Raw genomic sequence first — 23,551 nt, forward strand, 5'->3', positions numbered from 1 at the left:
AAATTTAGTTGATTATGTCACTAATGTCCTCGAAAATCTAGGAAAAGAATATGCAATTAATTTTGCGTAACTGCATATCGGACGGGATTCTAGTTCCAGATCGTCCGACAGGAAAGAGCTTAATTGATTTGCAGTTACAGTCTCTAATAAGTTCTTCTCCAAAAAAGGCAGCAAATAACAGTGATCTCTTGTTTGCTGGAATTTTTGGTCATATAAAACGCGAAACAGGGAAAGAATGGAAAGAGCATCAGACAGAGGAAGAGTATGAGAACGCCAAAAAAATCGCACTCAAGAAGCTCGAAGAAATACGAAAAGAGTTAAGGAAGCGTCTGGGTCAACCAAACTTGCTTGATTTGCTAGAATAAAGCAAGCGATCGCCTCTTGCAACTACCAAAAAAGCGATCGCATCTCCAATCCTTTAACTATCCGGATCCACTCCCAACTCCCGCAACCGTTGCGCCAGTCGTTCGGCGCGTTGGCGCTCTTGTTCGGCACGTTGGCGCTCTTGTTCGGCGCGTTCCTCGGGCCATAGGAGGAGTTCTCCTTCCGCATTCCACCAGCGCAACCAATAGCCGGTACGATTATCGCCCTTTCCTTGCCAGACTCCTAAAAAGAGTTCTAATTCGGGAATCCAATATCGACCGTCTGCATTTGTCGTCTGGATTTGATAGCGATCGCTCTCTAATCGATAGACTTCTAAAGTCGCGGTTTGCGGTTGGAAAATCCCATAAATTGGTACCTTCACCACTCGCTCGTAAAAATACCACTTCCCGATGCGTTGTTGAAACTCCACGGAGTATTCTTCACCGTAGGTATCGGATAGAAATTCCATAACCACTGACGGAACGGGCCCTTCCGTGTGGGGAGTGTAGCTGCGACGGGGATAGGGATGCGGCCAAGGTTCTATCGGACGGACATACATCCAATCGGGCGCTTTACAAAGGATGCGATTATTAATTGCGGCACAGAGGGCAAAATTTCCGACAATTAAAGCCTCTTCTACTAATGCTGGAGGAAGCGCTTGACGCAGAGCATTTGCTAATAAAGGATGTTCTGTATTTTCCACTGGATCGTCAGGCAGTACAAAGTCATCTGGCAGTTTAGGCCAGGTAATTTTTATCTCAGAAACTGGGGTTTGAGGTATGACAGACATTATGCAACCTCGCATGACCGTTAATAGGGAATTTGCTGTTATTCTATCGGATAGAAGCTGGCGATCGCATCCCCGACCGATTTAACCTCAACTCATGCTGTCTGCCCTCTGTGCTACAGTACCCCCAGCAAATCCGGCTTTTGACAACCTTTCCTTATTTTGCTGAAAAAAAAGATAGAGTTTATCGATTTCCATTAGAAAAATAGAAAAGACAGAACCCTAGGGTTCTGTCTTCTCAATTCTCAATTGTTTAGGCGTCTTCGGCTGCTGGTTTCAGTTTAGAGAGTTCCGCGAATTGAGCGGCGTAGATTTCGATTTCAATGTTTTCATCATCGCGAACCCCCAGCGATCGCTTCACCTGACCCAAAAATAGGGGTTTAGACAGTCCCGGTTCGGGATGGACGATTGTGCGGGCGCGAATGGTTAATTGGTTTTCTCCACCGGAACTAAACCGCCCCTGGGAAAACAAATCATTTGCCGCTTGACGCAGGGTTAATTCCAGTTCAGACTGGGTGATACTCGGCGGTAAAGCAATCACCGTTTGACTGCCGCCATTGTCGTAGACCCTAGTGTAATGGACTGCACCGGGGACTTGGACCCGAGTCAGAGGGACTAAGCTGAGGGCAAATAAACCGCCGGTGAGGACTCCCATAAAGCCGGTAATTCCTACCAAGCGAAAACGGACTCCCCATTTGAAGAGAAATCCTAACAAACTCAGGACTCCACTAACCAGGGTGAGGATGCCTGCCCACTTAAAAGCAATGAAAAATTCTGCGGTTGTTAGCATATTGGTTTCTGGTGTAATTGAGGAGTAGTTCGGTTGAGTTGCATTCAGATTTAAGATTCCGCTTCATTACTGACAAAGCTATCGGAGTCAGGGTTCACTGATTCGATCGCCGCTTTTAGAGTATGCCAGCAAAGGTTGGCGCATTTGATGCGAACGGGGAATTGGGCGACACCTTGCATGACATTAAGCTTGCGCTGTTCTTTGGGAAATTCCGCCTCGCCTTTCATCATGTTTTGGAAGCGCTGTACCATTTCGATCGCTTCGTCCGTGGATTTGCCGCGCAACGCTTCTGCCATCAAGTCCACCGATGCCATCGAGATGGCGCAGCCTTCCCCGTCAAATTTTACCTCTTCAATGCGATCGCCCGCCTCATTCAGCCGCAATGTCAGTTCGATGGTATCGCCACAGGAAGGGTTATGTCCTCGTTGTCGGCGATGCACCGGATCCGTGACACCCCGGTATTTGGGAGACTTGTAACGCTCCAGAATGACTTGCTGGTAGAGGTCGCGCAGATTGCTCAGAGACATGGTAGTAAGCGGGGAGAACTTAATTAATCTTTAGTTTAGATCCTATCAGCACTAGCACCTTTTGTCGTGGGTTAGGGGTTATGCGTTCTTGAGAATCCTGCCCAAGGCAATCTAAACATTAAAATCTTCCCGACCAATTTATTAGCGGTGTTAGCACTTTTGGTGATAGCGAGACGTGATCATCCTAGAGGTTATCCGCCAGGGCGCTAACCCACGGAACTTTAATCAGTGAGAAAGAAAGCGAGCAAGATGCTCATACTCCAATCTTGTACGCGAATAAGGGCGGGAAACGTTAATATAAATTAAAGATTTTTGTTAAATTTTAATTTATAAACAAATGCCTAAATTAAAATTTTTTAAACCGAGTAAAACCTTCTGGCTTTTTTATAGGAGTACAACCAATCTTCTTTACACTCAACAATTCTATTGTCAGCCTGCTGCAAGACGGGGTATATTTTTATCATAAATTTACGCTAAATTAGGAAATAAACCGTGAAGAGTCCGAGGGAAAAGTCGCAGGGATGGAATATCACCGAAGCAGAACGAGCCGTTTATCGAAACCGTTCTCAGGCATCGAGTGCAGCGAAGGCGAAGGCATTGCGGGGAGAAGGACCAAAACCGATTCATCCGATTAATGTGCCGAAGTTGCATCCGGAAGACTTGATGCTGCAGTTGCCATCTCATGGATTGCGATCGCTCTCTTTATTCAGTGGTGGGGGGGGTCTGGATTTAGGGTTTGATCGCGCCGGTTTTACTCATGTTGCCAGCTATGATATTCTCCCTGATGCCGGTAAAACCTTAACTCAAAATCGTCGCCATTGGAGAGTATTTTCTGGGGAGCCAGGAGATGTCACCCACATCGATTGGCGCAGTTATCGTGGGTTAGTGGATGTGATTCATGGGGGTCCTCCTTGTCAACCTTTTTCCGTGGCAGGTCATCAAAAAGGAAAAGCTGATCGCCGGGATATGTTTCCCGAATTTGTTCGCGCTGTCTTGGAAATTCAACCTTTAGCATTTGTTGCAGAAAATGTGACTGCACTACTGGGTAAAAAGTTCAGTTCCTATGTACAGGAAGAGATAGAAAAACCCCTCAGTCCAACCTATCGTTTAATTAAATTTATTTTATCTGCACCTGATTTTGGCATTCCTCAAATTCGCAACCGTGTTTTTTTTGTGGGATTTAAAACTGATAAAATTGCTGCCAAATATCAGCCACCTCAACCGACTCACCACTGGAAAAAGGAGGAAGGGAGTAGTATCAGGCAAGCCATTCAGTTAGATTTATTTTCCCCGGGAGAGCGTTCGCAACTCCCTCGATGTATGGGGATTCGAGAGGCATTGGGATTACCGGATCTTGGCTTTGATGCCTTAGCACCAACGATTAGAAGTGGACTGACGGGACCCCGGCATACCACATCAGTGTTGAGTAGTGTTTCCGCTCAAAAGAACTGGGAAAAACTACAAATTTGGCCGAATGGAGTGGCGGCAAATCGAGAACAAGCGCATTTATTTGTAGCGAAAAATGGTCATTTTCGATTGTCGGTGGCTGACTGTGCAATGATTCAAGGATTCCCTGAATTTTGGATAATTGAGGGAGCAGTTTACATGGCATTAGGACAAATTGGCAATGCCGTTCCCCCACCCTTAGCATATCGGATAGCGGCATCGATTTATAAAGCGTTATCCTGAAGTGCTTCTGCAACCAGTTCGCGCAACCGTTGAGCATGGTTGTTTGCGATCCGTTCCCATCCTTTAAAATAAGAAGCAGGAATATGAGGATTATTTAATGTCGAACCTCTCTCGATCAGGTATTGACATCTATCCTGCAAAATGGCAAGCATTCTCTCGGGAGAGTATCCAGGTTTTAAATCCATTTTAGAGAGGTACTCTTCCATAGAGTATTGTCTTTTGTGCAGTTTATTTGCGTCTTTAAGCGTATAGACGTCTTTTTTCCCTACTATTTCATAGAGCACAGACATAGTGAGACGTTCAGGAGAAAGTTGGGCGAGTTGATAATCTGATTGGATGTAGGCTTCTTTTTCAGCAATCCAAGGAGCCATTGCTTGGGGAGAACCATAGAGACAGGAGTTTAAAACTTTTCCCCCGGCGCTGTAGAAACCAAACAACCAATGTTTGCCGTGCCATTTTCTAATATGAGCCACTCCAAAGTCCCGAACGGTTGTCACAGAAGACTTGGTGCTTGACTTCAACTCAAATGGAATTTGAGATCCCTTGAGCAGGAGAATCGCATCGGTGCCACTACGGGTTGGATTTGCTGGCTTTTCTAATTGAAATAATTCAATGAGTTCATATTCTCGAATATCATCTTGAACGGTCATATTTTTAAAATGTAGTCTATAAAATTTATCAAGATATTTTGTAGTAGTTAGATCCGCGATGGGAAGCGAGAACCTATCTCTTTCCCAATGACTTAATTGGGTAGCAGAGTCGGGTTTTCAAAATTATGAGTGATTCAACTATAAATTAAGGACACGGCTTTTGCCGTGTCCTGACGATGCAAGGTCAGAAATCTGGGAAATTTATCCCCCAATTCTGAGTAGTTCTACATCAAAAATTAAGGTAGCATTGGGGGGAATCACACCACCGGCACCGCGATCGCCGTAGCCTAATTCTGGGGGAATCACTAATTCGCGACGTCCGCCCACTTTCATGGTGGAGAGACCTTCATCCCAACCTTTGATAACTTGACCGACTCCGAGTTTGAAGGAAAATGGCTGATTACGATCGCGGGAACTGTCAAACTTTGTGCCATCTTCTAAGGTTCCGGTGTAGTGAACTACAACAGTTTGCCCCTTTTGTGGGGTTGCGCCGGTTCCCTCGGCGATTTCCGTGTATTTCAGCCCCGAAGGTGTCGTTTCCATAGTTGTCGTGGTCTCCTGTTGTGTGGTGTCAGCGCTGGCGATTTGCGTTTGAGCGGTCAACCGTTGCGCCAACAGGGATTTGCTGGGCGTTGGTACTTCAGTTGTGGTTTGAGTTGGCTGAATGTTGGACGCGATCGCCTGACTTGAGCGATCGGTAAACTGAGCGACTACCAGCACCAAAACGCAGGCCAGCATCACCCCAAAGCTGATTAAAATTTCTCGCAAAATCAGTCCTCCTGAGTAGCCTGTAATGGCTCCAATCGTTTGGTTAGGGATTGCCCAACGAGCGATTGTAGCCTGATCCCTACTCTAACGCCAAATGTCCCCCGGGTGGTCCCGGATTTCTGAATCGAATATCGGATGGTGGGAGTAAACCCCCTTACCGCCACTGCTTATTTTCCAAGTCCCGAATTTGACGTTCTAGGCGATCGAGGCGTCCTCTGAGTTCGTCCATCTCTGCTTGGCGTGGCACTCCCAGGTCTTGCATGACGTTGCGAATCTGGCGCTGCACCTGGGTTTCAAAATTCCCCTGTTCCGATTTCATCTGCTGCATCAGATCATCGACAAAATGTTTCGCTTGGTCGGGATTGAGTTTGCCATCCTGGACCCACTGGTCGCTGACCTCTTTAATTTTCTCGGCGACTAGAGAGGTTGTCCCAATGCCAATTAATAGCAGTTGCTTGAGCAAATTATTCGCATCCATATTGTTTTATTGTTTTCCTCTGACTGGGGTTATGAAAATATCATCTACGATAGCGCGGGCCTTCCAAAGCTTGCGATCGCTGCCTCTATTCCAGCCCACTCTTCTATTGTGGGATATCCTATCCTGATTCTGTGGCTGTTCTACCTCTTATGTTGTAGGGTTTCCATTCTCGGACACAGTGCCCTTAGCCCAAATACTTGGGGTAGGATGAAACAAAGAGCTTGAGGATGAGTGAGGAAACCCGCACTCATTCCCAAGCCCCCTAACGGATAAAACCCCAGTTTGCCATCATGTCTGACTGTCCGCAGTGCCATCAATCCGTTGATGTCCAAGCTGTCAAATGTCCTTACTGCCAAACGCCACTCAAAGGGTTTGGTCACCCGGGTATTCCCCTGCATCAGGCCAACTCAGAAGAGTTTTTATGCGACAGTTGCACTTACCATGAGGATGATACCTGCAACTATCCCCAGCGACCCTACGCTAAAACCTGTACGCTTTATCACGATAAATCTCAGCCTCTGGTCCCGGTGATTCATACCCCCTATTCTCAATCTGGCTCTTTTTCGGGCCTGAATCAATGGGTGAGGAGACATCCGGGGTCGATCGCGGTGGTGGCGATCGCCCTGATTAGTCTGTTCCTGGCACTCCGATAAACTCACCGGCAACCTAAGACCGATCGCCCAGTTCCTCAATCAACTGGTCCAAAGACTGTTGCATCTGAGTACAAACCAACTGATAACATTGATTCACATACTGGCGATCGCTGGCTGCCTCTCGTCCATACCGCTCAAAGGCGACTGGTGCACAAACCCGGGTATGAATCTGTGCCGGTAGGGGAAAATTCGGTAAAGGTCCAAAGGCAATCCCCCAAGGCAATCCCAAATAAATCGGAAACACTGCCGGATCAATCCCAAATAACCAAGGCATCCCCCACTCATCATGCAACTGGCGCATTTGTTGGTAAATATCCGCCATCACAAACAGGGTGTCATGAGCACCATAGGAAATAATCGGTAAAATCGGGACATTTTCCCGCAGGGCCAATTTAATAAACCCTTGGCGACCCGCAAAATAAATTTTATCTCGCAGGTGATGGGGTCGAAACACATCCTCGGCACCTCCGGGATAGACTAAAACTGTTGCCCCCTTTTGTAGGGCCGCGATCGCCATTTTGGGATGCGCCCGCACTGCCCCACATTGGGCCGCTTGGCGAACCACCGTATCGGGAAAGATATCCCAAACCGTCGGGTGCATCAATCCGTAGGTCAAGCGCTCATACCCTTGGCGACGGAACCAATCATACATAAACATAAACATATCCGGTGCCGCGAGTCCCCCATTGTGAGAACCCACCACCAGCATTTTTCCCTCGGGTAAAACATGATGCCATCCGTCGGTTTGCACGCTAAAATAGTGCTGGTATGCCCATTCCCACAGGGGCATAAACGATTGAATCACCCGGGGGTCCCGCTGGTCTAACGACCAACCATCATAGGGATGGCGATCGCCCTTTCGTGCGAGGAACTCCGGTTTAAAGAACGATTCCAGGTTATCAAACAAAGCCTCTCCCAGCCCTTCCAGCGCAGAATAGCGCTTTCCAGAATAGTCTGGTCTGCACGCTCTTGACAAATCTAGCAACTTTGGGGACCGGAATTGTCGCTTTGTTGACCTTTCGTCCCCCGATTGCCCGTCCCCCATCCCGATCCACAACCCTGCGATATCCTCGTCACATCCTCGTCATATCTGCCTTTTACATTAAAAATAGTCAGCCCTTCAACCCAGTTGAAACTGTCTCAAGCCATGCTGATGCGGGTCTTGACTTTATGCTAGAAAGGTCTATAAAATAGCTAGTCTCTATCCTGGAGGAAATCTGACTCAGTTCCCTCTGTGTCTAACTCGGAAATGAAAGCAGGCAGCTTTTTTTCCTGGATTCTTCCCAATTGGTTTTGACGAGCTATATTATCCCGACTGCAAGCAAGAAGGCTCGATTTTAAGGTAATGCAGGAGTTTTGCAGCAGGAGTTATCCCGAATGAAAACAACAAAGGATCAGTTCAATACCCCCTCAGAACAATTGAATAATTCTAATCATCCGGGGTCGGCCCCCGGTTGGCAAAAAACCCTCACCTATTTTTCTATTTTTCTCTTAGGTGCCAGTGCTACCTGGTCCGCGACCCAATTTCTGAATGGACCCACCCTGGTTTCACCCCCGGTTAATGCCGCCTCTCCCGCTCAAGTCCAGAGTGCGCCTGTGATTCAGGCGAGATTGCCCCTGACGGAGACGAATTTTGTTACGGATGTGGTTCAAAATGTGGGTCCGGCTGTAGTGCGCATTAATGCATCACGTACTGTGACTACCCAAATTCCCGATGCCTTTAACGATCCATTTTTCCGGCAATTTTTCGGGTCCCGATTCCCGACTGAACCTCAAGAGCGGGTAGAGCGAGGGACGGGTTCGGGGTTTATTATTAGTAAAGAGGGTCAAATTCTCACCAATGCCCACGTCGTTGCCGGTGCGGATACGGTGGAAGTCACCCTGAAAGATGGTCGCTCATTTACAGGTCAAGTCATGGGGACGGACCCGGTGACGGATGTGGCGGTAGTGAAAATTGATGCGACCGATTTGCCGACAGCGGTTGTAGGAGATTCTGAGCAATTGCAACCGGGGGAATGGGCGATCGCGATCGGTAATCCCCTCGGGTTGGATAATACGGTGACTGTGGGTATTATTAGCGGAACTGGGCGATCGAGTTCTCAAGTCGGGGTCCCGGATAAGCGGGTCAACTTTATTCAAACTGACGCGGCGATTAATCCCGGTAACTCCGGCGGTCCCTTGCTCAATCAACGCGGTGAAGTGATTGGCATGAATACCGCCATCATTCAAGGTGCTCAAGGTCTCGGATTTGCAATTCCGATTAATCGCGCTCAAGATATTGCTCAACAATTGATTGCGAATGGAGAAGTTCAACATCCCTATCTCGGCATTCAAATGGTGCAGCTAACTCCAGAACTGAAAAATGAAATTAACAATAATCCCAATGCTGGCTTAACGATTACGGAAGATAAAGGGATTTTAATTGCTCAAGTTATGCCGGATTCTCCTGCGGTTCGCAGTGGACTGCGTGCCGGTGATGTGATTGTCTCCATTAATGGAGTACAGATGGCGGATGCCAATGCTGTACAACAGCAAGTGGAACGGACTCGTGTCGGAGGCGAATTGCAAATGCAAGTGATTCGCAATGGTCAACCGATGACTTTGGCGGTACAACCGGGTGCTTTCCCTTCCCAAGCGAGTAATTAATTGGCACTCTAGTTACTATTTCAATTATTTTTTCTGGCTCTGTTGTGGAACATTTTACTAGAGTTCCCAACAGAGCCAAATTTTTTAAAGCGGCTTGATATTTGTTAAAAAGTGTTTGTAAGAAGTCATTGAATATTAAGTTTAAATAGAGGCGATCGCCGGTTAAGAGAACTAGAGAAACGGTTGAGAGCGTTCTGATTAACCTGTTGCTATAATGACGCGATCGCGTCCTTGGGTCTTCCCCTGATATAAAGCCGCATCCGCTGCTTGCATGAGCTGGTTTCCAGTTACCCCATGTTGGGGAAAAACAGCCACCCCCACGGAAATAGTGACCCTAGGAAGGTCTTGAGCTAAATAAGTCAATTTTAGACGTTTAACCTGTTGGCGTATATGCTCCGCCTGTTGCTGAGTCTTCTCTAAAGAGGCTTCGGGTAAAATAACCATAAACTCCTCTCCCCCATATCGACAAGCAATATCAAGAGCACCACTTTCAGTTTTGAGTAGCCATCCCAGTTCCCGTAAGACGACATCACCCGCCTCATGTCCGTAGGTATCGTTGAATCCTTTAAAATGGTCAACATCCAACATGATTAGACCGAGAGATCGCTCGGTCAGTTGAGCACGGCACAGTTCCCGTTCTAAAGATTTGGCTAAATACCGGCGGTTAAATAAACCCGTTAACGGATCGCGAATACACTGCTCATGCAATAACTCTTCCATGAGGTCAGAATGTTCGACGATCGTGTCGAGCATGATTTCTAGGTCGGCCTTTTCTCGCAGCAGGTTTGTCACCAGGAACTGATATGTGGATTCAGTCTGCTTGCGATCGCGCTGTTCCGCTTCCAATTTTTGCGTCAACTCCGCGACCAAAGCGCTCAGGGTCTGTGTATGGAGCATCAAGGTCTTTTGGGTAAAAAGCAGTTTGGCCTTTTCCTGCTTAAACTTATCAAGTTTCAGGCGCAGTCTTTCCACCTCCCACAGCAAAGAGGCGTTGGGTTCAGGTTCATCTTCATCAGCTTGATAAAATTGGGTCTTGACACAAGTCAGGTTTCTCGATGGCTTAATTGTCATGACGCGGCACTCCTTTAAACTTTTCTATTATATCCCCAATATAAATCCCGTGTCATCCTTTTGATAGAGGCAATTTTTTAAAAAATAGGGTATGTCTTCTATGTAGGTGTCCCTGATTCCCGATTCGGTCCTTTAGGAACATCCTACTTCGGGAAGTCGTCAGCAGTTGGTATCTTTTGAAGCTTTTTATCAGGTTTTGCCGGAAGTTTCCGGAAGCGTTGACCCATCTTTCTATGATTCCCTTCTTTTCAACTGCGCAACTTCCGTTTAAAAAATATCTTAATAACTAATTGCCTTGAGTCCTGATACAACCTACGGCAGTCGGTTATCTTCACTCCCCAGTTCAAGGGTTTTATCCGAAGTAATTAAACGGATTTTTGAGAAAATTCACCCCACCGCCTCAAGCTAAAGGAAGAGAAAACTGAAACCGGCTGCCTTTTCCCACTTCACTTTCAACCTGAATCTGACCCCCTTGGAGTTCCACTAACCGCCGAGAAATGGCTAATCCGATGCCGGTGCCATTGCTGCCACTGGACCCGCGCCAGAAGCGATCGAACACATGAGGTAGATCCTCTGGGGGGATACCGGAGCCGGTATCAATCACGGCAATCCACAGATAACCCGCGCTGGTCCAGGTTCGCAGACAAATCGAACCTGTGGCGGTATGACGCAAGGCATTCCCCAGAAGATTGACCAGCACTTGTTCTAAGCGATCAGGGTCCGCCATTACTCCCGGAAGTTGAGGGGGAGAGTCTAATTGCAACACTAGGTTTTCTTCCAGAATCCAATCGGAAAACCGTTCAATTAAGGTTTCCAACAAAGGACGCACATTCATCCGCTGCAAATCAATCGGCAAATAACCCGCTTCCGCTTTGGAGAGTTCCTGCAAGTCATTGACTAACCGTTCCAGACGCCGAGTTTCTTTGGCAAGACGGTGATAAATATCGGGATCCGGTGGTAGGGTTCCATCTTCGAGTTGTTCCAAATTCCCCCGAATAATGGTTAAGGGGGTTCGCAGTTCGTGAGTTAAATCGCTAATCAGTTCCCGGCGGCGGTGCTCCACATTTTCGATACTCGCTGCCATGCGGTTAAAACTGGCACTGAGGCGATTGAGTTCAGGAATTTCACTGGCAGGCATTCGCTGATGGAGTTCTCCTGCGGCAAATTTTTGGGTGATCCGTTCCATGAGAGTCATGGGTTTAGTAATCCGTTTGGCAACAAAGTAACTGAGCAAACCGGCTCCGGTTGTCCCCACAATTACGGACCAAAATGTACCCCGATTCCAGGTGGTTTCAAAGACATCGACTAAAGAAGTGCGCACGTAGTGGAGGTTAAATCCTTTGCCTTCAAGTTGTTGAAGGTGAACAATAAATAGGCGGGGGGAGGAGAGTTTGCCGGTAATTACGAGGACGGTCACCCCAACCATTAAGACGAGGAGATGGGATAAAAATAAACGCGATCGCAATCCTATCTTAGTCATAGTTTTGAGTAATTTTTACCCGGTTTCTGACCCAAATTATCCAGGATTTCAGAGTTGATAGGACTTCCCCATTGCTGTTATATCTGTAGGTACAACTGGCTTGGATGGCCCTACAGGGTTTTCGGTCCAGGGCCTCAGTTCTGGCATGGTGACTGCTGAGAGACCCTCCCCTGGTGACTGGCGATCGCCATTGGATGCTATTTTAGCGATTTTCCATGAAAGCCGATGGCGGGATTTGAACCCGCGACCGCCTGATTACGAATCAAGTGCTCTACCACTGAGCTACATCGGCATGACTGACATTAGATGATTGTAGCAGGCTTTTTTTGAGTTGGCTAGAGGGTTTAGGAGATTTTTTTCAGGAATGTTATGAACAGTGACTCGGACGCCGGTACAGTCCAGGCAAGACCCCGGTTGAAAAACCGGGGTTCTTCATCCCATCGGTGACAAGTCCCAAAAACTCGCCAAGAAACCCGGTTTCTGGTCCCTTACCCCAGTTGAAGGCAGAACTTTTTTTAGGGAAATCCCTTAGAAAAATCAGGGTTGAACTTAAAGGAGATCGCCTCAATGGTAGGATTTGGTCTAACCCAGTCCCACAACTTCACAGCTTGCTGTTGATCCATTGCTAATGTTGACCTTAACCCACTGTTTGCCACCGGATCCCGAGGCGGCGATCGCCTTGACCCTTTCCCTCACCGCAGACGATCGCACTCGCAGTCGCCATCGATTTGCCACGGAGGAAGGAGAAGAGGTTCATCTGAAGTTACCCCGAGGGACTGTCTTAAGTCATGGCGACTGCCTCACCGATGACTCGGGGAACATCATGGTTCTGATTACCGCTAAACCGGAACCCACCCTGATGGTTACTGCTGATACTCCCCGGGATTTATTACGCGCTGCCTATCATTTAGGAAATCGTCACGTTCCTTTAGAAATTAAACCGGATTATTTACGTTTGACCGTTGACCCCGTTTTAAAAGCCCTGGTAGAACAATTAGGATTAACGGTTCAAGAAGAAACGGCTCCATTTCATCCAGAAATAGGAGCTTATCACTCCCCTCATGGTCATTGATTGCAGTCTGAATTGATTATTCTGGAGAAAAGAAAAGGCTAAATTTTAAACTAGAATTCAAAAAATTAACTAATTTTATGCTCTAAGTTATGGTTACTAAATTTTCATTATTATCCCTATTGCAACTAGCGAGTCCTGCGTTACCTGTAGGCGCTTATAGCTACTCTGAAGGGTTGGAAATGTTAGTTGAACGGGGAATTATAAACAGTGCAGAAACCCTCCGAAATTGGATTGAGCAGGAATTGCAAGAAGGGGCGATTTTTTTAGATGGAGCGGTGATGGTGAGAGCCTTAAATGCAGCCCAAGCAGGCAATTTGGGGAAGGTTCAGGAGTGGAATCACTGGTCATCTGCCACCCGAGAAACGGAAGAATTGCGGCAACAAAGTTGGCAGATGGGAAATGCGTTACTCCGGTTATTGATGAGCCTGGGGCCGGTAGAAGACCGAGTTGAAGTCCGCGCATTGGGTGAAGAGGATTGTAATTTTGCAGTTGCCTTTGGAATGGCGGCCTCCTATTGGCAGATTCCCCCGGATGTGGCTTTGTTGGGATATTTACACAGTTGGGCTTGTAATTTTATTGGGGCTGGGGTGAAACTGATTCCCCTAGGTCAAACGGCGGGGCAACAGCTATTATTTAACTTGCAACCCAATCTGGTGACGGCGGTTCAAACAATTTTAAGGGTAGAAGATGATGAACTCAGCAGTTGCACTTGGGGGCTAAGTTTAGCCAGTATGCAGCATGAAACTCAATATTCGCGATTGTTTAGAAGTTGAAGCGGTGCAACAACTAAGGAAGTTTTGAACTCCGCCGGTTTCTTGTAATTTTACCCTTTAAACCTTAACCTGATTATGAGTGCATTTCGTGTTGGAATTGCGGGTCCCGTTGGTTCAGGAAAAACAGCGTTAGTGGATGTGTTGTGTAAGGCGATGCGCGATCGCTATAACTTGGCGGTGGTGACGAATGATATTTACACCCAGGAAGATGCTCAATTTTTGGTGCGATCGCAGGCCCTGGAAAAGGAGCGAATTATGGGGGTAGAAACCGGGGGTTGTCCTCATACGGCAATTCGGGAAGATGCGTCTTTGAATTTAGCGGCGATCGCCCAATTGGAACGGCGGTTTACGACCTTAGATTTGGTATTTGTGGAAAGTGGCGGGGATAATTTAGCGGCGACTTTTAGCCCAGAATTAGTCGATCTCACCATTTATGTGATTGATGTCGCCGCTGGGGATAAGATTCCCCGCAAGGGAGGGCCAGGAATTACCAAATCGGATTTGTTAGTGATTAATAAAATTGACCTTGCGCCTTTAGTGGGGGCAGATTTGGGGGTGATGGAACGGGATACACAAAAAATGCGCGGTAGTCGGCCCTTTACCTTTACAAATTTGAAGACTCAAGAAGGATTAGAAGCGGTGATAGAGTTTATCGCCGCTAATCTGGTTTAAAAACAGGTACTTTTGTTCCGGTACTGTAGCGATATTGGAGAGGGGGTTCAGGGTGGGCGACTGCCCCACTCTGAACTGAGGCGTATCTTATCCCGGTGCTTGCAGGGTATGTTAAGGACCATAAAGCTAACGTTACCCCTCGACCTCACAATTGTTAGAAATCGCAACATTGTCACAAATTGGCTCAGACTAGATATCAGAGGTCTAAGGTTTGAATGGCTGGAAATTTTCTGTATCCATAAATACAATTTGTTTTTGAGAACATGGCTTTAATATCAAAGCTCTGATAGAAGCGAGTTAATACCAGTAGGAGTAGAAAAATAGGATGACCCATCGACTTGGACGGCGTAAATTTCTGCTTTATGGTACTGCTGCCCTAGGAAGCAGCCTTTTGTTGAAAGCTTGTACCGAGGCTAATGTACCGGAAACGACGGATGCAGCAACTCCGGGGGCAGGTGGTGGCGTAGATACGATTAAGGTAGGAATCCTCCATTCTTTAAGTGGCACGATGGCGATTAGCGAACAAAGTGTCGTTGATGCAGAACAGTTGGCGATCGAGGAAATTAACAACGCTGGAGGGGTTCTCGGCAAAAAAATTGAGGCGATCGTCGAAGATGGCGCGTCGGATTGGCCCACCTTTGCGGAAAAAGCCAGAAAACTGATTGATCGGGATAAAGTGGCGACAGTTTTTGGCTGCTGGACCTCTGCCTCTCGTAAGGCAGTTTTGCCGGTATTTGAGTCGAGTGGTCATATGTTATGGTATCCCGTGCAATATGAAGGCCAGGAATGTTCTAAGAACGTTTTCTATACTGGGGCGGCCCCAAATCAACAGATTGAACCGGCGGTGGATTGGCTGTTAGAAAATAAAGGCCAGCAATTCTTTCTTGTAGGGTCGGATTATGTCTTTCCCCGCACCGCCAATACGATTATTAAGGCTCAACTCGAAGCCAAAGGCGGACAAACCGTGGGAGAAGATTATATCCCCCTAGGCGGCACGGAAGTTACGGCGATTATTACCAAGATTCAAGCGGCGTTGCCTGACGGGGGCGTGATTTTTAATACCCTAAACGGGGATAGCAACGTTGCCTTTTTCAAACAAATGCAAGGGGCGGGATTGACGGCGGATAAATATCCTACGATGTCCGTGAGTATTGCAGAGGAAGAAGTACGAGCGATCGGCACTGAATATCTCAAAGGGCATTATGCCGCCTGGAATTATTTCCAATCGGTAAATACCCCTGAAAACAAAAAGTTTGTTGAGGCATTTAAGTCAAAATATGGTCAAAATCGGGTAACGAATGACCCAATGGAGGCCGCTTACATTATGGTTTATTTGTGGAAACAAGCGGTTGAAAAAGCCGGTACAGTGGATGATATTGAGGCAGTTCGTACCGCCGCTGTGGGACAAACCTTCCAAGCCCCAGGGGGTCTGGTTACCCTCCAAAACAACCATCACCTATCTAAAACGGTCCGGATCGGTGAAATTGGGGAGGATGGAATGTTTAAAATTGTCTCGGAAACCCCGGCCCCGGTTGATCCGGTTCCTTGGAATCAATATGTTGCCGATACAAAAGGCTATTCCTGCGATTGGTCAGACCCCTCTAAAGGTGGCAAATACAAGATGTAAAAATGGCTCAAAATTGGGAACGGTAATATTAAGTGTTTAGAGGGGAAAAGCACCTAAAAATTTTGCTTAACCTAGGAATTGATACCGTTTAAAATTTCAAGCCTTAGATACCGAGTTTCTGGCAAACAAGGAAGTTAATTCTGGTTAAAAGTTTATCCAGGAACTCGGTTTTTCCATCATCGGGTTTGAAGTGATATTTTTACTCTAAACACCTACCAATTTGCGAAAATTTCAACGCTTCAAAGAAATAATTTAAGTGAACGTCAACTATAATGGCACTATTTTTACAGAGCCTGTTTAATGGCCTTAGCATTGGGTCGGTTTTGTTAATTGCTGCATTAGGATTAGCCATTGTCTTTGGCATTATGGGCGTGATCAATCTCGCTCATGGTGAATTGATGATGCTAGGAGCTTACACAACATTTGTTGTCCAAAATGTGTTTAGAGGATTTGGAGAACCCTGGTTTGGGTTCTATATTATTGCGGCGCTTCCTCTGGCCTTTTTGGTGGCGGGTGCAGCCGGTTTACTCCTAGAACGGGGGGTGATTCGCTACCTGTATGGACGACCTTTGGAAACCCTGCTGGCAACCTGGGGGGTGAGTTTAATTTTGCAACAATTGGTCCGCAGTATCAGTGGGCTGATCTGTATTCAAATTGTGGTGTTTTGTCTGCTATTTTTTGGTGGATTGTGGGGGGTAAAACAGCGTGGAGATTTTGAGCGAATTCGCAATTGGGCGATCGCCATTTTGCTGCCCCTTTCTGCTGGAATTACGGTGGCATTGGGTGCGATTTTAGGGAAATCTGCTGGATTAGCCCTTACGCAACCCTGGTTTGGCGCACAAGGGGTGGATGTGACGGCTCCCGGTTGGTTGCGCGGGGGAATCCCAATTGGCACGTTTCAGTTGCCTTATGTGCGGTTATTTATTATTGCCCTAACCGTGGTTTGTGTGGTGGGAATTTACCTGTTTTTGTTGCGATCGCCCTGGGGATTGCGCATTCGTGCCGTTACCCAAAATCGCAGCATGAGTGCTTGTCTAGGAATTCCCACCCAAAAAGTGGATGCCTTAACCTTTGCGATCGGTTCCGGATTAGCGGGTATTGCCGGTTGTGCCATTAGTTTGCTCGGTTCCGTTGGACCCAATACGGGCCAAAACTATATTGTGGATGCATTTATGGTGGTGGTTGTCGGGGGAGTCGGCAAAATTTTCGGGACCGTCGTAGCGGCACTTGCCATTGGTTTGGTGAACTATATCATCGGTTCAGGAATTTTCATTTCAATGGTTTCTCCAGACAGTGCTTTATTTAATTTCTTGACCTTTTTTGCCACGACCAGTATGGCAAGAGTCATGGTATTTGTGCTGATTATTCTGTTCTTACAACTCCGTCCCGCCGGACTGTTTCCTCAGAAGGGACGCACAGTTGATGCCTAAGTTGAGCGGTTAGTTAAACGAGGTAAAAAAGCGGCATGAACAACGATAAATTTCCGGAAAAATGGGAAGACAAGAAAGACAAAGAAAGCTCAGCTTATAAGAACAGTTGGATTGACCCATTACTCCAGGTACAGGACAAGGTTAATCAGGTGGCGAAGCAGAAACCTCGATTATTTGAACTCTCGGCGATAGGGGTCGTGGCTTTAATCTTGATTGCAGTCATGCCGCTGGTTTTGTCAGATTTTCGCTTGGATTTGTTGCATCGGTATTTAGCCTTGGCGATCGTTGCTCTGGGAATTGATTTGATTTGGGGTTATACGGGACTGCTGAGTTTGGGACATGGGATATTTTTTGCCCTTGGGGGATATGCGATCGCCATGCATATCAAATTACAAATTCCTGAAACTGCCAGCAGTCAACTTCCGGACTTTATGGGACTCTATGGAGTGACGGAACTGCCTTGGTTTTGGGGGCCTTTTTCATCGTTTCCCTTCACGGCGATCGCCATCCTGTTAATTCCGGGCATCCTTGCCGCCTTTCTCGGGTATCTCGTCTTCCGAAATCGCATCCGAGGGGTGTACTTCTCTATTCTCACCCAAGCGGCTACCATCGTCTTTTTTAACTTCTTCAACGGACAACAAAAACTCTTCAACGGCACCAACGGACTCACAGATTTTCAAACCCTGTTAGGATTTCCCATCTCCAACCCAAATACACAATATGGGTTTTATGTAATCACAGTCATCCTGTTAGCGGGTTCCTATCTTCTCTGTCGCTGGTTAACCTCGGGACGTTTCGGACGCTTACTCATTGCCATTCGGGATGATGAAAGCCGCGTTCGATTTTCAGGTTACAATCCCACCGGATATAAAGTCTTAGTCTTTGCCATTTCTGCCGCTTTAGCCGGACTCGGCGGCGCACTGTTTACCCTTAGATCCGGTATCATTTCCCCCAGAGCAATGGATATTGCCTTTTCCATTGAAATGGTTATTTGGGTGGCGGTAGGCGGTAGAGCAACCTTAATTGGAGCCATCCTCGGAGCCTTATTAGTTAACTATGGGAAAAGTTTTTTAAGCGAACAATTCCCCGAAATTTGGCTGTTTTTCCAAGGCGCACTATTCCTGATTGTCGTCTTAGTTCTTCCTAATGGCATTGTGGGTTGGTTGCGGACCGAAGCGGGTAATTTCATTCGCACCATTACCGGACGTCCCCGCTATGTGATTACCTATCCTAAGTTAGCAGAAGACCCCGAAATTCAACGGGAACGTGAAACCCTGGAGCCTTAACCCAATCGACTTCCAATGAGTTGATTGGGGAAACATTCTAGTCATCAAGTATCTGAGAGAGAGTCCGTGAACGAGAACATCTTAGAAATTGAAAATTTAACGGTTAGTTTTGACGGATTTAATGCCCTCAATAACCTGACATTCACCATGAATACGGGGGAGTTACGGGTCATTATTGGTCCCAATGGTGCTGGAAAAACTACCTTTTTAGATGTGATTACCGGAAAGGTTAAACCCACCCAAGGGAAAGTTTTCTTTAAAGGGCGAAACCTCCGAAAATATTCTGAAGATAGTATCGCTCGGTTTGGCATTGGTCGTAAATTTCAAACCCCACGGGTTTACCTAAATCTTACCCCCCGGGAAAATTTAGAAATTTCCTGCAATCGGAATAAAAATGTATTTCAAACCTTATTGAAACCGACCCCGGCTTCGGAACACAATACGGTCAAAACGTTACTCGAAACTATTGGTTTGGTTGCTAAAGCAGATATTGCCTCGGGATTACTCTCCCACGGGGAAAAGCAGTGGCTAGAAATTGGGATGTTACTGGCTCAATCTCCCGATTTACTGCTCGTTGATGAACCTGTAGCCGGTTTGACCGATGAAGAAACCGCCCTCACTGGAGAATTACTGATTTCCTTGGCTCAAAGTCATTCGATTATTGTGATTGAACATGATATGGAATTCGTGCGGCAAATTGCCCGAAAAGTGACAGTATTACATGAGGGTTCGGTACTCTGTGAAGGAAGTATTGAAGAAGTGCAAAATGACCCCAAAGTGATTCAAGTCTATTTGGGAAGTACCGAGGAAGATGAAGAATAAGCCCGATTAAGACCCTATAAAAACTGAGAATAAAGTTGATGAATTCACTGGATAACCTGGAAAACCCCTACCTGACAGAACCCTCAACCCATCGGATGCTACAAGTATCTGGCTTGAATGTTTATTATGGAGAAAGTCACATTTTACGGGATGTGGATTTGAACGTATCCCCGGGACAAATGGTTTGCCTCATTGGACGCAATGGAGTGGGCAAAACTACTTTGTTAAAAACGATTATGGGGTTACTGCAACCTCGGAAGGGACAAATCTATTTAGAGGGTCAACCCATTATTGATAAATCAAGCGATCGCCGCGCTAAAATGGGCATCGGCTATGTACCTCAAGGTCGAGAAATCATTCCCCGCTTGACGGTGAAAGAAAATTTAATTTTGGGCTTAGAAGCGCGACCCACGCGCCCTAAAACCCTGGAAATTTCTGATGAAATCTTCGAGCTATTTCCTGTTTTAAATAAAATGTTACACCGGATGGGAGGCGATTTGAGTGGGGGACAACAACAACAACTGGCGATCGCCCGCGCCTTGATGGGAAATCCTCGCTTACTCATCCTCGATGAACCGACGGAAGGGATTCAACCTTCCATTATTTTAGAAATTGAAGCGGCAGTGCGTCGAATTATCCAATCAAAAGGCATTTCAGTCCTGTTAGTAGAACAGCATTTGCATTTTGTTCGAGAAGCCGATTGGTATTATGCTATGCAAAAAGGAGGCATTGTTGCCTCGGGTTCCACTGCAGAACTCAGTAATGAAGTCATTCAAAGATTCCTAGCGGTGTAATCAAAAAGTCTGGGTTCTACAGGCTATGACAACTGGATTTCTGGTCAAAGGGCAGGCTATAGTAGGATTTGATGTAACCTGAATCCGAGAATTTGTGAAGAATAGTCTGACTGAAAATCCAGGGCTTAAAGGATGGCATGGCAGCTTAGAATTAGCTTATGCTCAATCTGGAACAGCCACCCAAATGGTATCGGCTAAGGCGACGGCCCCTCTCAAGATGCAGCGCCCCTTTTATCCGGAAGGGGAAGGGGTTTGTCATAGCGTGATTTTGCATACTGCTGGGGGAATTGTTGGGGGTGATTCCCTGGGCCAATCGATTCATCTCCAGGAGAATGCTCATGCCTTAATTACCACCGCAGCGGCAGCTAAAATTTATCGGAGTATGGGTGAAGTTGCACGGCAAACTATTCAAATTCAGGTTGATTCTGGGGCTTATTGTGAATGGCTTCCCCAGGAAAGTATTATTTTTAATGGAGCAATCTATCGCCAAGATTTACGCATTGAATTAGCCCCGGATGCCCGCTTTTTGTTGTGGGAAATTAACCGATTTGGACGGAGTGCCCGGGGGGAAACGTTTGTTGAGGGAGAGTGGCGATCGCAGACAGAAATCTGGCAACAGGGTCGTCCCCTGTGGATCGATCGCCAACATCTCCAGGGGAGTGAGTCCGCAGTTGCCTCGGACCATGCTTTAGGCGGTTTCCCCATTGTGGCGACTCTCGCCTGGATTGCGGACCCGGTGACCCCGGAATTGGTCCAGGAAGCGCGATCGCTGTGGGAGACGCGTTCCAGTTCCTCCGACGGCGAAGCTGGGGTCACCAGGCTCACTCACGGATTATTATGTCGATATCGTGGATCTTCGACCCCAGAAGTGCGAAACTGGTTTAGCGAAGTTTGGCAACTCCTGCGCCTGAGGTTTATAGGCCGTCCGAGTTGTCCTCCGCGAGTTTGGCCGATTTGAAGGAATTATTATGCAACTTTCTCCCCAAGAAAAAGACAAATTATTAATTTTTACGGCAGCATTAGTTGCGGAACGTCGTAAAAATCGGGGCTTACTTTTAAATTATCCGGAAGCTGTTGCCTATATTTCTGCTGCTATTTTAGAAGGGGCAAGAGATGGGAGAACAGTCGCCGATTTGATGAGCTATGGCGCAACCTTACTCACCCGAGAGGAAGTGATGGAAGGCGTACCGGAAATGGTGGCAGAAGTGCAGGTGGAAGCGACGTTTCCCGATGGCACAAAATTGGTGACGGTTCACAATCCGATTCGGTAAGTTTAACCGATTTAATCTGGAATAATACAGGTAAGAGGTGATGATGATTCCTGGAGAAATTATTGTTAAAACGGGAGAAATAGAGCTAAATGCGGGACGAAAAACCGTCCGATTGCAGGTAGCAAATTCTGGCGATCGCCCGATTCAAGTTGGGTCACATTATCATTTTTTTGAGGTCAATGAAGCCTTAAGTTTTGACCGAGATGCCGCCCGAGGAATGCACCTGGATATTCCGGCAGGAACTGCGGTGCGGTTTGAACCGGGAGATCAGCGAGAGGTGGAATTAGTTCCCTTTGTCGGCAGTCGTCAGGTGTATGGCTTTAATGGGCAAATTAATGGGTCCCTAGACTCATAAGGCTCAAAGTCTGTAACCGTCACTACTACGATTGTTAAGAATTTCTTTTAAAGTGGAAGCAGTCCTCAAGCTCAACCCGTTATGGCGGGATTTAAGAGTGGAACAGGGGGATAAATTACCTCTAAAACTAGAAATATATAACTCATGGTAGATGTAAACTCGACAACACCGATTCATCAGGTTGTAATTGTGGGGGGTGGATTTGGGGGACTGTATGCTGCCCAGTCCCTCGGGCGGGCTCCCGTCCAAGTCACCCTGATTGATAAACGCAATTTTCATTTATTTCAACCCCTGCTTTATCAAGTGGCAACGGGAACCCTTTCCCCCGCAGATATTGCTTCTCCCTTGCGGGGTGTCCTCAGTAAAAATAAGAATACTAAAGTGCTGCTGGAAGAAGCAGTGGATATTGACCCAGAACAGCAAAAATTGAAGTTGTTGGGGCAAGAAATTCGGTATGATACGTTAATTGTGGCCACAGGAGTGAGTCATCATTATTTTGGCAATGACCACTGGGAAGACAAAGCGCCCGGTTTAAAAACCGTGGAAGATGCCTTAGAAATGCGGCGGCGAATTTTTATGGCATTTGAAGCAGCCGAAAAGGAAACGGACCCGCAAAAACGTCAAGCTTGGTTAACCTTTGCGATCGCCGGAGGGGGACCGACTGGGGTAGAATTAGCTGGGGCGATCGCAGAACTGGCTCATAATACCTTAAAAGAAGATTTTCGCAATATTGACACCACTGAAGCGAAAATTTTGCTGTTAGAAGGGATGGATAGAATTCTGCCGCCTTATCCCCCAGAATTGTCCGCGAAAGCGGAAAAATCTTTACATGAATTAGGGGTGAGTGTCCAAACCAATAGTTTGGTTACCAATATTACAGAGGATGCGGTAACAGTCCGGCGCAAAGAGGGAGAGGAAATCATTCCCACTCGCACTTTATTATGGGCAGCAGGGGTGAAAGCGTCGGGAATGGGGGAAATTTTGGCCCAACGGACGGGAGTGGAACGCGATCGCGCTGGACGGGTGATTGTGGAGGCGGATTTAAGTGTACCGGGATATCCGAATATTTTTGCGATCGGGGATTTGGCGCATTTTGCTCATCAAGATGGCAAACCTTTACCCGGGGTGGCACCAGTGGCGATGCAGCAAGGGGAATATGTAGCAAAGGTGATTCAAAACCGCTTCAAGCAGAAGGAATATCCGCCCTTTCATTATGTAGATTTTGGCAGTTTAGCGGTAATTGGACGTCATGCGGCGGTTGTAGATTTAGGATTTATTCAATTTTCTGGGTTTATTGCATGGCTATTTTGGGTCTTTGTGCATATTTACTTTTTGATTGAATTTGACAATAAATTAATCGTGATGATTCAGTGGGGTTGGAACTATTTTACCCGCAAACGGGGGGCGCGATTAATTACCGGAGAAAAGGGGAAAATGTTACTTGAAATTAAGGGAGGAGGGGACTATCATCTCCCCGAAGCGGAAAAAGAAACCCTGGAAGTGTAAGCTGGAAACTGAATCGGGTGACGAGTGACCAGAATCTGTGG

The 23,551-nt window shown here is 46.8% G+C and carries 25 protein-coding genes and 1 tRNA gene; 16 read left to right on the top strand and 10 right to left on the bottom strand.

Annotated features, from left to right (window positions below):
- The first annotated feature begins 50 nt into the window (after positions 1-50).
- Positions 51-365 (top strand): hypothetical protein, encoded by a 315-nt coding sequence (locus NG792_RS10005; RefSeq protein ID WP_261235356.1) that lies wholly within the window; start codon positions 51-53, stop codon positions 363-365.
- A gap of 53 nt (positions 366-418) precedes the next feature.
- Here NG792_RS10005 and NG792_RS10010 read toward each other — a convergent pair whose 3' ends face one another.
- The 3 genes from NG792_RS10010 to sufU all read right to left on the bottom strand — a co-directional run bounded on the left by NG792_RS10010 (position 419) and on the right by sufU (position 2,467).
- Positions 419-1,153, bottom strand: coding sequence for a Uma2 family endonuclease (locus NG792_RS10010; protein WP_261235357.1), 735 nt, complete (start codon positions 1,151-1,153; stop codon positions 419-421).
- A gap of 250 nt (positions 1,154-1,403) precedes the next feature.
- A complete protein-coding gene (locus NG792_RS10015; protein ID WP_261198868.1) occupies positions 1,404-1,940 on the bottom strand; it encodes a Ycf51 family protein in 537 nt (178 codons plus the stop codon).
- 50 nt (positions 1,941-1,990) lie between these two features.
- Positions 1,991-2,467, bottom strand: a complete 477-nt coding sequence (sufU, locus tag NG792_RS10020; protein ID WP_261198867.1) for a Fe-S cluster assembly sulfur transfer protein SufU — start codon at positions 2,465-2,467, stop codon at positions 1,991-1,993.
- Between the two features lie 492 nt (positions 2,468-2,959).
- On the opposite strand from sufU, the gene NG792_RS10025 reads away from it, so the two are divergent.
- Complete coding sequence (locus NG792_RS10025; RefSeq protein ID WP_261235358.1) at positions 2,960-4,156, top strand: DNA cytosine methyltransferase; 1,197 nt, start codon at positions 2,960-2,962, stop codon at positions 4,154-4,156.
- On the opposite strand, the gene NG792_RS10030 is transcribed toward NG792_RS10025, so the two are convergent.
- The 3 genes from NG792_RS10030 to NG792_RS10040 form a co-directional block, all read right to left on the bottom strand.
- Positions 4,138-4,806 carry a hypothetical protein gene (locus NG792_RS10030; protein ID WP_261235359.1) on the bottom strand — a complete coding sequence of 223 codons (669 nt, stop codon included), beginning with the start codon at positions 4,804-4,806 and terminating at the stop codon, positions 4,138-4,140. The genes NG792_RS10025 and NG792_RS10030 overlap by 19 nt on opposite strands.
- A 201-nt stretch (positions 4,807-5,007) precedes the next feature.
- Positions 5,008-5,574: an FKBP-type peptidyl-prolyl cis-trans isomerase gene (locus tag NG792_RS10035; RefSeq protein WP_261198864.1), complete on the bottom strand. Its 567-nt coding sequence runs from the start codon at positions 5,572-5,574 to the stop codon at positions 5,008-5,010.
- A 154-nt stretch (positions 5,575-5,728) separates the two neighbouring features.
- Positions 5,729-6,052 (bottom strand): phasin family protein, encoded by a 324-nt coding sequence (locus NG792_RS10040; protein WP_015149625.1) that lies wholly within the window; start codon positions 6,050-6,052, stop codon positions 5,729-5,731.
- 290 nt (positions 6,053-6,342) lie between these two features.
- Here NG792_RS10040 and NG792_RS10045 point away from each other — a divergent pair, with 290 nt between their 5' ends.
- On the top strand, positions 6,343-6,705 hold the full coding sequence (locus NG792_RS10045) for a zinc ribbon domain-containing protein (RefSeq protein WP_261198863.1): 363 nt from the start codon (positions 6,343-6,345) through the stop codon (positions 6,703-6,705).
- 13 nt (positions 6,706-6,718) lie between these two features.
- Here the strand turns inward: NG792_RS10045 and NG792_RS10050 are convergent, their stop codons facing one another.
- On the bottom strand, positions 6,719-7,600 hold the full coding sequence (locus NG792_RS10050) for a lysophospholipid acyltransferase family protein (RefSeq protein ID WP_261235422.1): 882 nt from the start codon (positions 7,598-7,600) through the stop codon (positions 6,719-6,721).
- A gap of 482 nt (positions 7,601-8,082) precedes the next feature.
- On the opposite strand from NG792_RS10050, the gene NG792_RS10055 reads away from it, so the two are divergent.
- A complete protein-coding gene (locus NG792_RS10055; RefSeq protein ID WP_261198862.1) occupies positions 8,083-9,351 on the top strand; it encodes an HhoA/HhoB/HtrA family serine endopeptidase in 1,269 nt (422 codons plus the stop codon).
- A gap of 198 nt (positions 9,352-9,549) precedes the next feature.
- Here NG792_RS10055 and NG792_RS10060 read toward each other — a convergent pair whose 3' ends face one another.
- From NG792_RS10060 to NG792_RS10070, 3 genes are all read right to left on the bottom strand, one after another.
- Complete coding sequence (locus tag NG792_RS10060; RefSeq protein ID WP_261198861.1) at positions 9,550-10,422, bottom strand: GGDEF domain-containing protein; 873 nt, start codon at positions 10,420-10,422, stop codon at positions 9,550-9,552.
- A gap of 400 nt (positions 10,423-10,822) precedes the next feature.
- Positions 10,823-11,902: a sensor histidine kinase gene (locus NG792_RS10065; RefSeq protein WP_261198860.1), complete on the bottom strand. Its 1,080-nt coding sequence runs from the start codon at positions 11,900-11,902 to the stop codon at positions 10,823-10,825.
- Positions 11,903-12,122: 220 nt separating this feature from the next.
- Positions 12,123-12,194: transfer RNA gene (locus tag NG792_RS10070), tRNA-Thr, on the bottom strand.
- Positions 12,195-12,530: 336 nt separating this feature from the next.
- Between NG792_RS10070 and ureE the strand changes: the two genes are divergently transcribed.
- The 12 genes from ureE (at position 12,531) to NG792_RS10130 (ending at position 23,510) form a co-directional block, all read left to right on the top strand.
- Positions 12,531-12,974 carry an urease accessory protein UreE gene (ureE, locus tag NG792_RS10075; RefSeq protein WP_261235360.1) on the top strand — a complete coding sequence of 148 codons (444 nt, stop codon included), beginning with the start codon at positions 12,531-12,533 and terminating at the stop codon, positions 12,972-12,974.
- 89 nt (positions 12,975-13,063) lie between these two features.
- Positions 13,064-13,747 carry an urease accessory protein UreF gene (locus NG792_RS10080; protein WP_261235361.1) on the top strand — a complete coding sequence of 228 codons (684 nt, stop codon included), beginning with the start codon at positions 13,064-13,066 and terminating at the stop codon, positions 13,745-13,747.
- A gap of 75 nt (positions 13,748-13,822) precedes the next feature.
- Positions 13,823-14,419 carry an urease accessory protein UreG gene (ureG, locus tag NG792_RS10085; protein ID WP_261235362.1) on the top strand — a complete coding sequence of 199 codons (597 nt, stop codon included), beginning with the start codon at positions 13,823-13,825 and terminating at the stop codon, positions 14,417-14,419.
- A gap of 325 nt (positions 14,420-14,744) precedes the next feature.
- Positions 14,745-16,046 carry an urea ABC transporter substrate-binding protein gene (gene urtA, locus NG792_RS10090; protein WP_261198856.1) on the top strand — a complete coding sequence of 434 codons (1,302 nt, stop codon included), beginning with the start codon at positions 14,745-14,747 and terminating at the stop codon, positions 16,044-16,046.
- Between the two features lie 272 nt (positions 16,047-16,318).
- On the top strand, positions 16,319-17,476 hold the full coding sequence (gene urtB / locus NG792_RS10095; RefSeq protein WP_261198855.1) for an urea ABC transporter permease subunit UrtB: 1,158 nt from the start codon (positions 16,319-16,321) through the stop codon (positions 17,474-17,476).
- Positions 17,477-17,511: 35 nt separating this feature from the next.
- Complete coding sequence (gene urtC, locus NG792_RS10100) at positions 17,512-18,762, top strand: urea ABC transporter permease subunit UrtC (protein WP_261235363.1); 1,251 nt, start codon at positions 17,512-17,514, stop codon at positions 18,760-18,762.
- 66 nt (positions 18,763-18,828) lie between these two features.
- On the top strand, positions 18,829-19,584 hold the full coding sequence (urtD, locus tag NG792_RS10105; protein ID WP_261198853.1) for an urea ABC transporter ATP-binding protein UrtD: 756 nt from the start codon (positions 18,829-18,831) through the stop codon (positions 19,582-19,584).
- A 95-nt stretch (positions 19,585-19,679) separates the two neighbouring features.
- The gene (gene urtE / locus NG792_RS10110) at positions 19,680-20,378 is read left to right on the top strand and encodes an urea ABC transporter ATP-binding subunit UrtE (RefSeq protein WP_261198900.1); all 699 of its coding nucleotides are present in this window, start codon (positions 19,680-19,682) and stop codon (positions 20,376-20,378) included.
- A 94-nt stretch (positions 20,379-20,472) separates the two neighbouring features.
- On the top strand, positions 20,473-21,336 hold the full coding sequence (locus NG792_RS10115; RefSeq protein ID WP_261235364.1) for an urease accessory protein UreD: 864 nt from the start codon (positions 20,473-20,475) through the stop codon (positions 21,334-21,336).
- A 10-nt stretch (positions 21,337-21,346) separates the two neighbouring features.
- Positions 21,347-21,649 carry an urease subunit gamma gene (gene ureA, locus NG792_RS10120; protein WP_254566088.1) on the top strand — a complete coding sequence of 101 codons (303 nt, stop codon included), beginning with the start codon at positions 21,347-21,349 and terminating at the stop codon, positions 21,647-21,649.
- A 43-nt stretch (positions 21,650-21,692) separates the two neighbouring features.
- Positions 21,693-22,004, top strand: coding sequence for an urease subunit beta (locus NG792_RS10125; RefSeq protein ID WP_261198899.1), 312 nt, complete (start codon positions 21,693-21,695; stop codon positions 22,002-22,004).
- Between the two features lie 144 nt (positions 22,005-22,148).
- Positions 22,149-23,510, top strand: a complete 1,362-nt coding sequence (locus tag NG792_RS10130) for an NAD(P)/FAD-dependent oxidoreductase (protein WP_261235365.1) — start codon at positions 22,149-22,151, stop codon at positions 23,508-23,510.
- The last annotated feature ends 41 nt before the right edge of the window (positions 23,511-23,551 follow it).

The organism is Laspinema olomoucense D3b (assembly GCF_025370785.1).
GTDB classification, from domain to species: domain Bacteria; phylum Cyanobacteriota; class Cyanobacteriia; order Cyanobacteriales; family Laspinemataceae; genus Laspinema; species Laspinema olomoucense.

Excerpts from the sequence above, each read along its gene's own strand:
- NG792_RS10005 (WP_261235356.1), top strand. The coding sequence starts at position 51 with ATGCAATTAATTTTGCGTAACTGCATATCGGACGGGATTCTAGTTCCA.
- NG792_RS10010 (WP_261235357.1), bottom strand. The coding sequence starts at position 1,153 with ATGTCTGTCATACCTCAAACCCCAGTTTCTGAGATAAAAATTACCTGG.
- NG792_RS10015 (WP_261198868.1), bottom strand. The coding sequence starts at position 1,940 with ATGCTAACAACCGCAGAATTTTTCATTGCTTTTAAGTGGGCAGGCATC.
- sufU (WP_261198867.1), bottom strand. The coding sequence starts at position 2,467 with ATGTCTCTGAGCAATCTGCGCGACCTCTACCAGCAAGTCATTCTGGAG.
- NG792_RS10030 (WP_261235359.1), bottom strand. The coding sequence starts at position 4,806 with ATGACCGTTCAAGATGATATTCGAGAATATGAACTCATTGAATTATTT.
- NG792_RS10040 (WP_015149625.1), bottom strand. The coding sequence starts at position 6,052 with ATGGATGCGAATAATTTGCTCAAGCAACTGCTATTAATTGGCATTGGG.
- NG792_RS10045 (WP_261198863.1), top strand. The coding sequence starts at position 6,343 with ATGTCTGACTGTCCGCAGTGCCATCAATCCGTTGATGTCCAAGCTGTC.
- NG792_RS10055 (WP_261198862.1), top strand. The coding sequence starts at position 8,083 with ATGAAAACAACAAAGGATCAGTTCAATACCCCCTCAGAACAATTGAAT.
- NG792_RS10060 (WP_261198861.1), bottom strand. The coding sequence starts at position 10,422 with ATGACAATTAAGCCATCGAGAAACCTGACTTGTGTCAAGACCCAATTT.
- NG792_RS10065 (WP_261198860.1), bottom strand. The coding sequence starts at position 11,902 with ATGACTAAGATAGGATTGCGATCGCGTTTATTTTTATCCCATCTCCTC.
- ureE (WP_261235360.1), top strand. The coding sequence starts at position 12,531 with ATGTTGACCTTAACCCACTGTTTGCCACCGGATCCCGAGGCGGCGATC.
- NG792_RS10080 (WP_261235361.1), top strand. The coding sequence starts at position 13,064 with ATGGTTACTAAATTTTCATTATTATCCCTATTGCAACTAGCGAGTCCT.
- ureG (WP_261235362.1), top strand. The coding sequence starts at position 13,823 with ATGAGTGCATTTCGTGTTGGAATTGCGGGTCCCGTTGGTTCAGGAAAA.
- urtA (WP_261198856.1), top strand. The coding sequence starts at position 14,745 with ATGACCCATCGACTTGGACGGCGTAAATTTCTGCTTTATGGTACTGCT.
- urtB (WP_261198855.1), top strand. The coding sequence starts at position 16,319 with ATGGCACTATTTTTACAGAGCCTGTTTAATGGCCTTAGCATTGGGTCG.
- urtC (WP_261235363.1), top strand. The coding sequence starts at position 17,512 with ATGAACAACGATAAATTTCCGGAAAAATGGGAAGACAAGAAAGACAAA.
- urtE (WP_261198900.1), top strand. The coding sequence starts at position 19,680 with ATGCTACAAGTATCTGGCTTGAATGTTTATTATGGAGAAAGTCACATT.
- ureA (WP_254566088.1), top strand. The coding sequence starts at position 21,347 with ATGCAACTTTCTCCCCAAGAAAAAGACAAATTATTAATTTTTACGGCA.
- NG792_RS10125 (WP_261198899.1), top strand. The coding sequence starts at position 21,693 with ATGATTCCTGGAGAAATTATTGTTAAAACGGGAGAAATAGAGCTAAAT.
- NG792_RS10130 (WP_261235365.1), top strand. The coding sequence starts at position 22,149 with ATGGTAGATGTAAACTCGACAACACCGATTCATCAGGTTGTAATTGTG.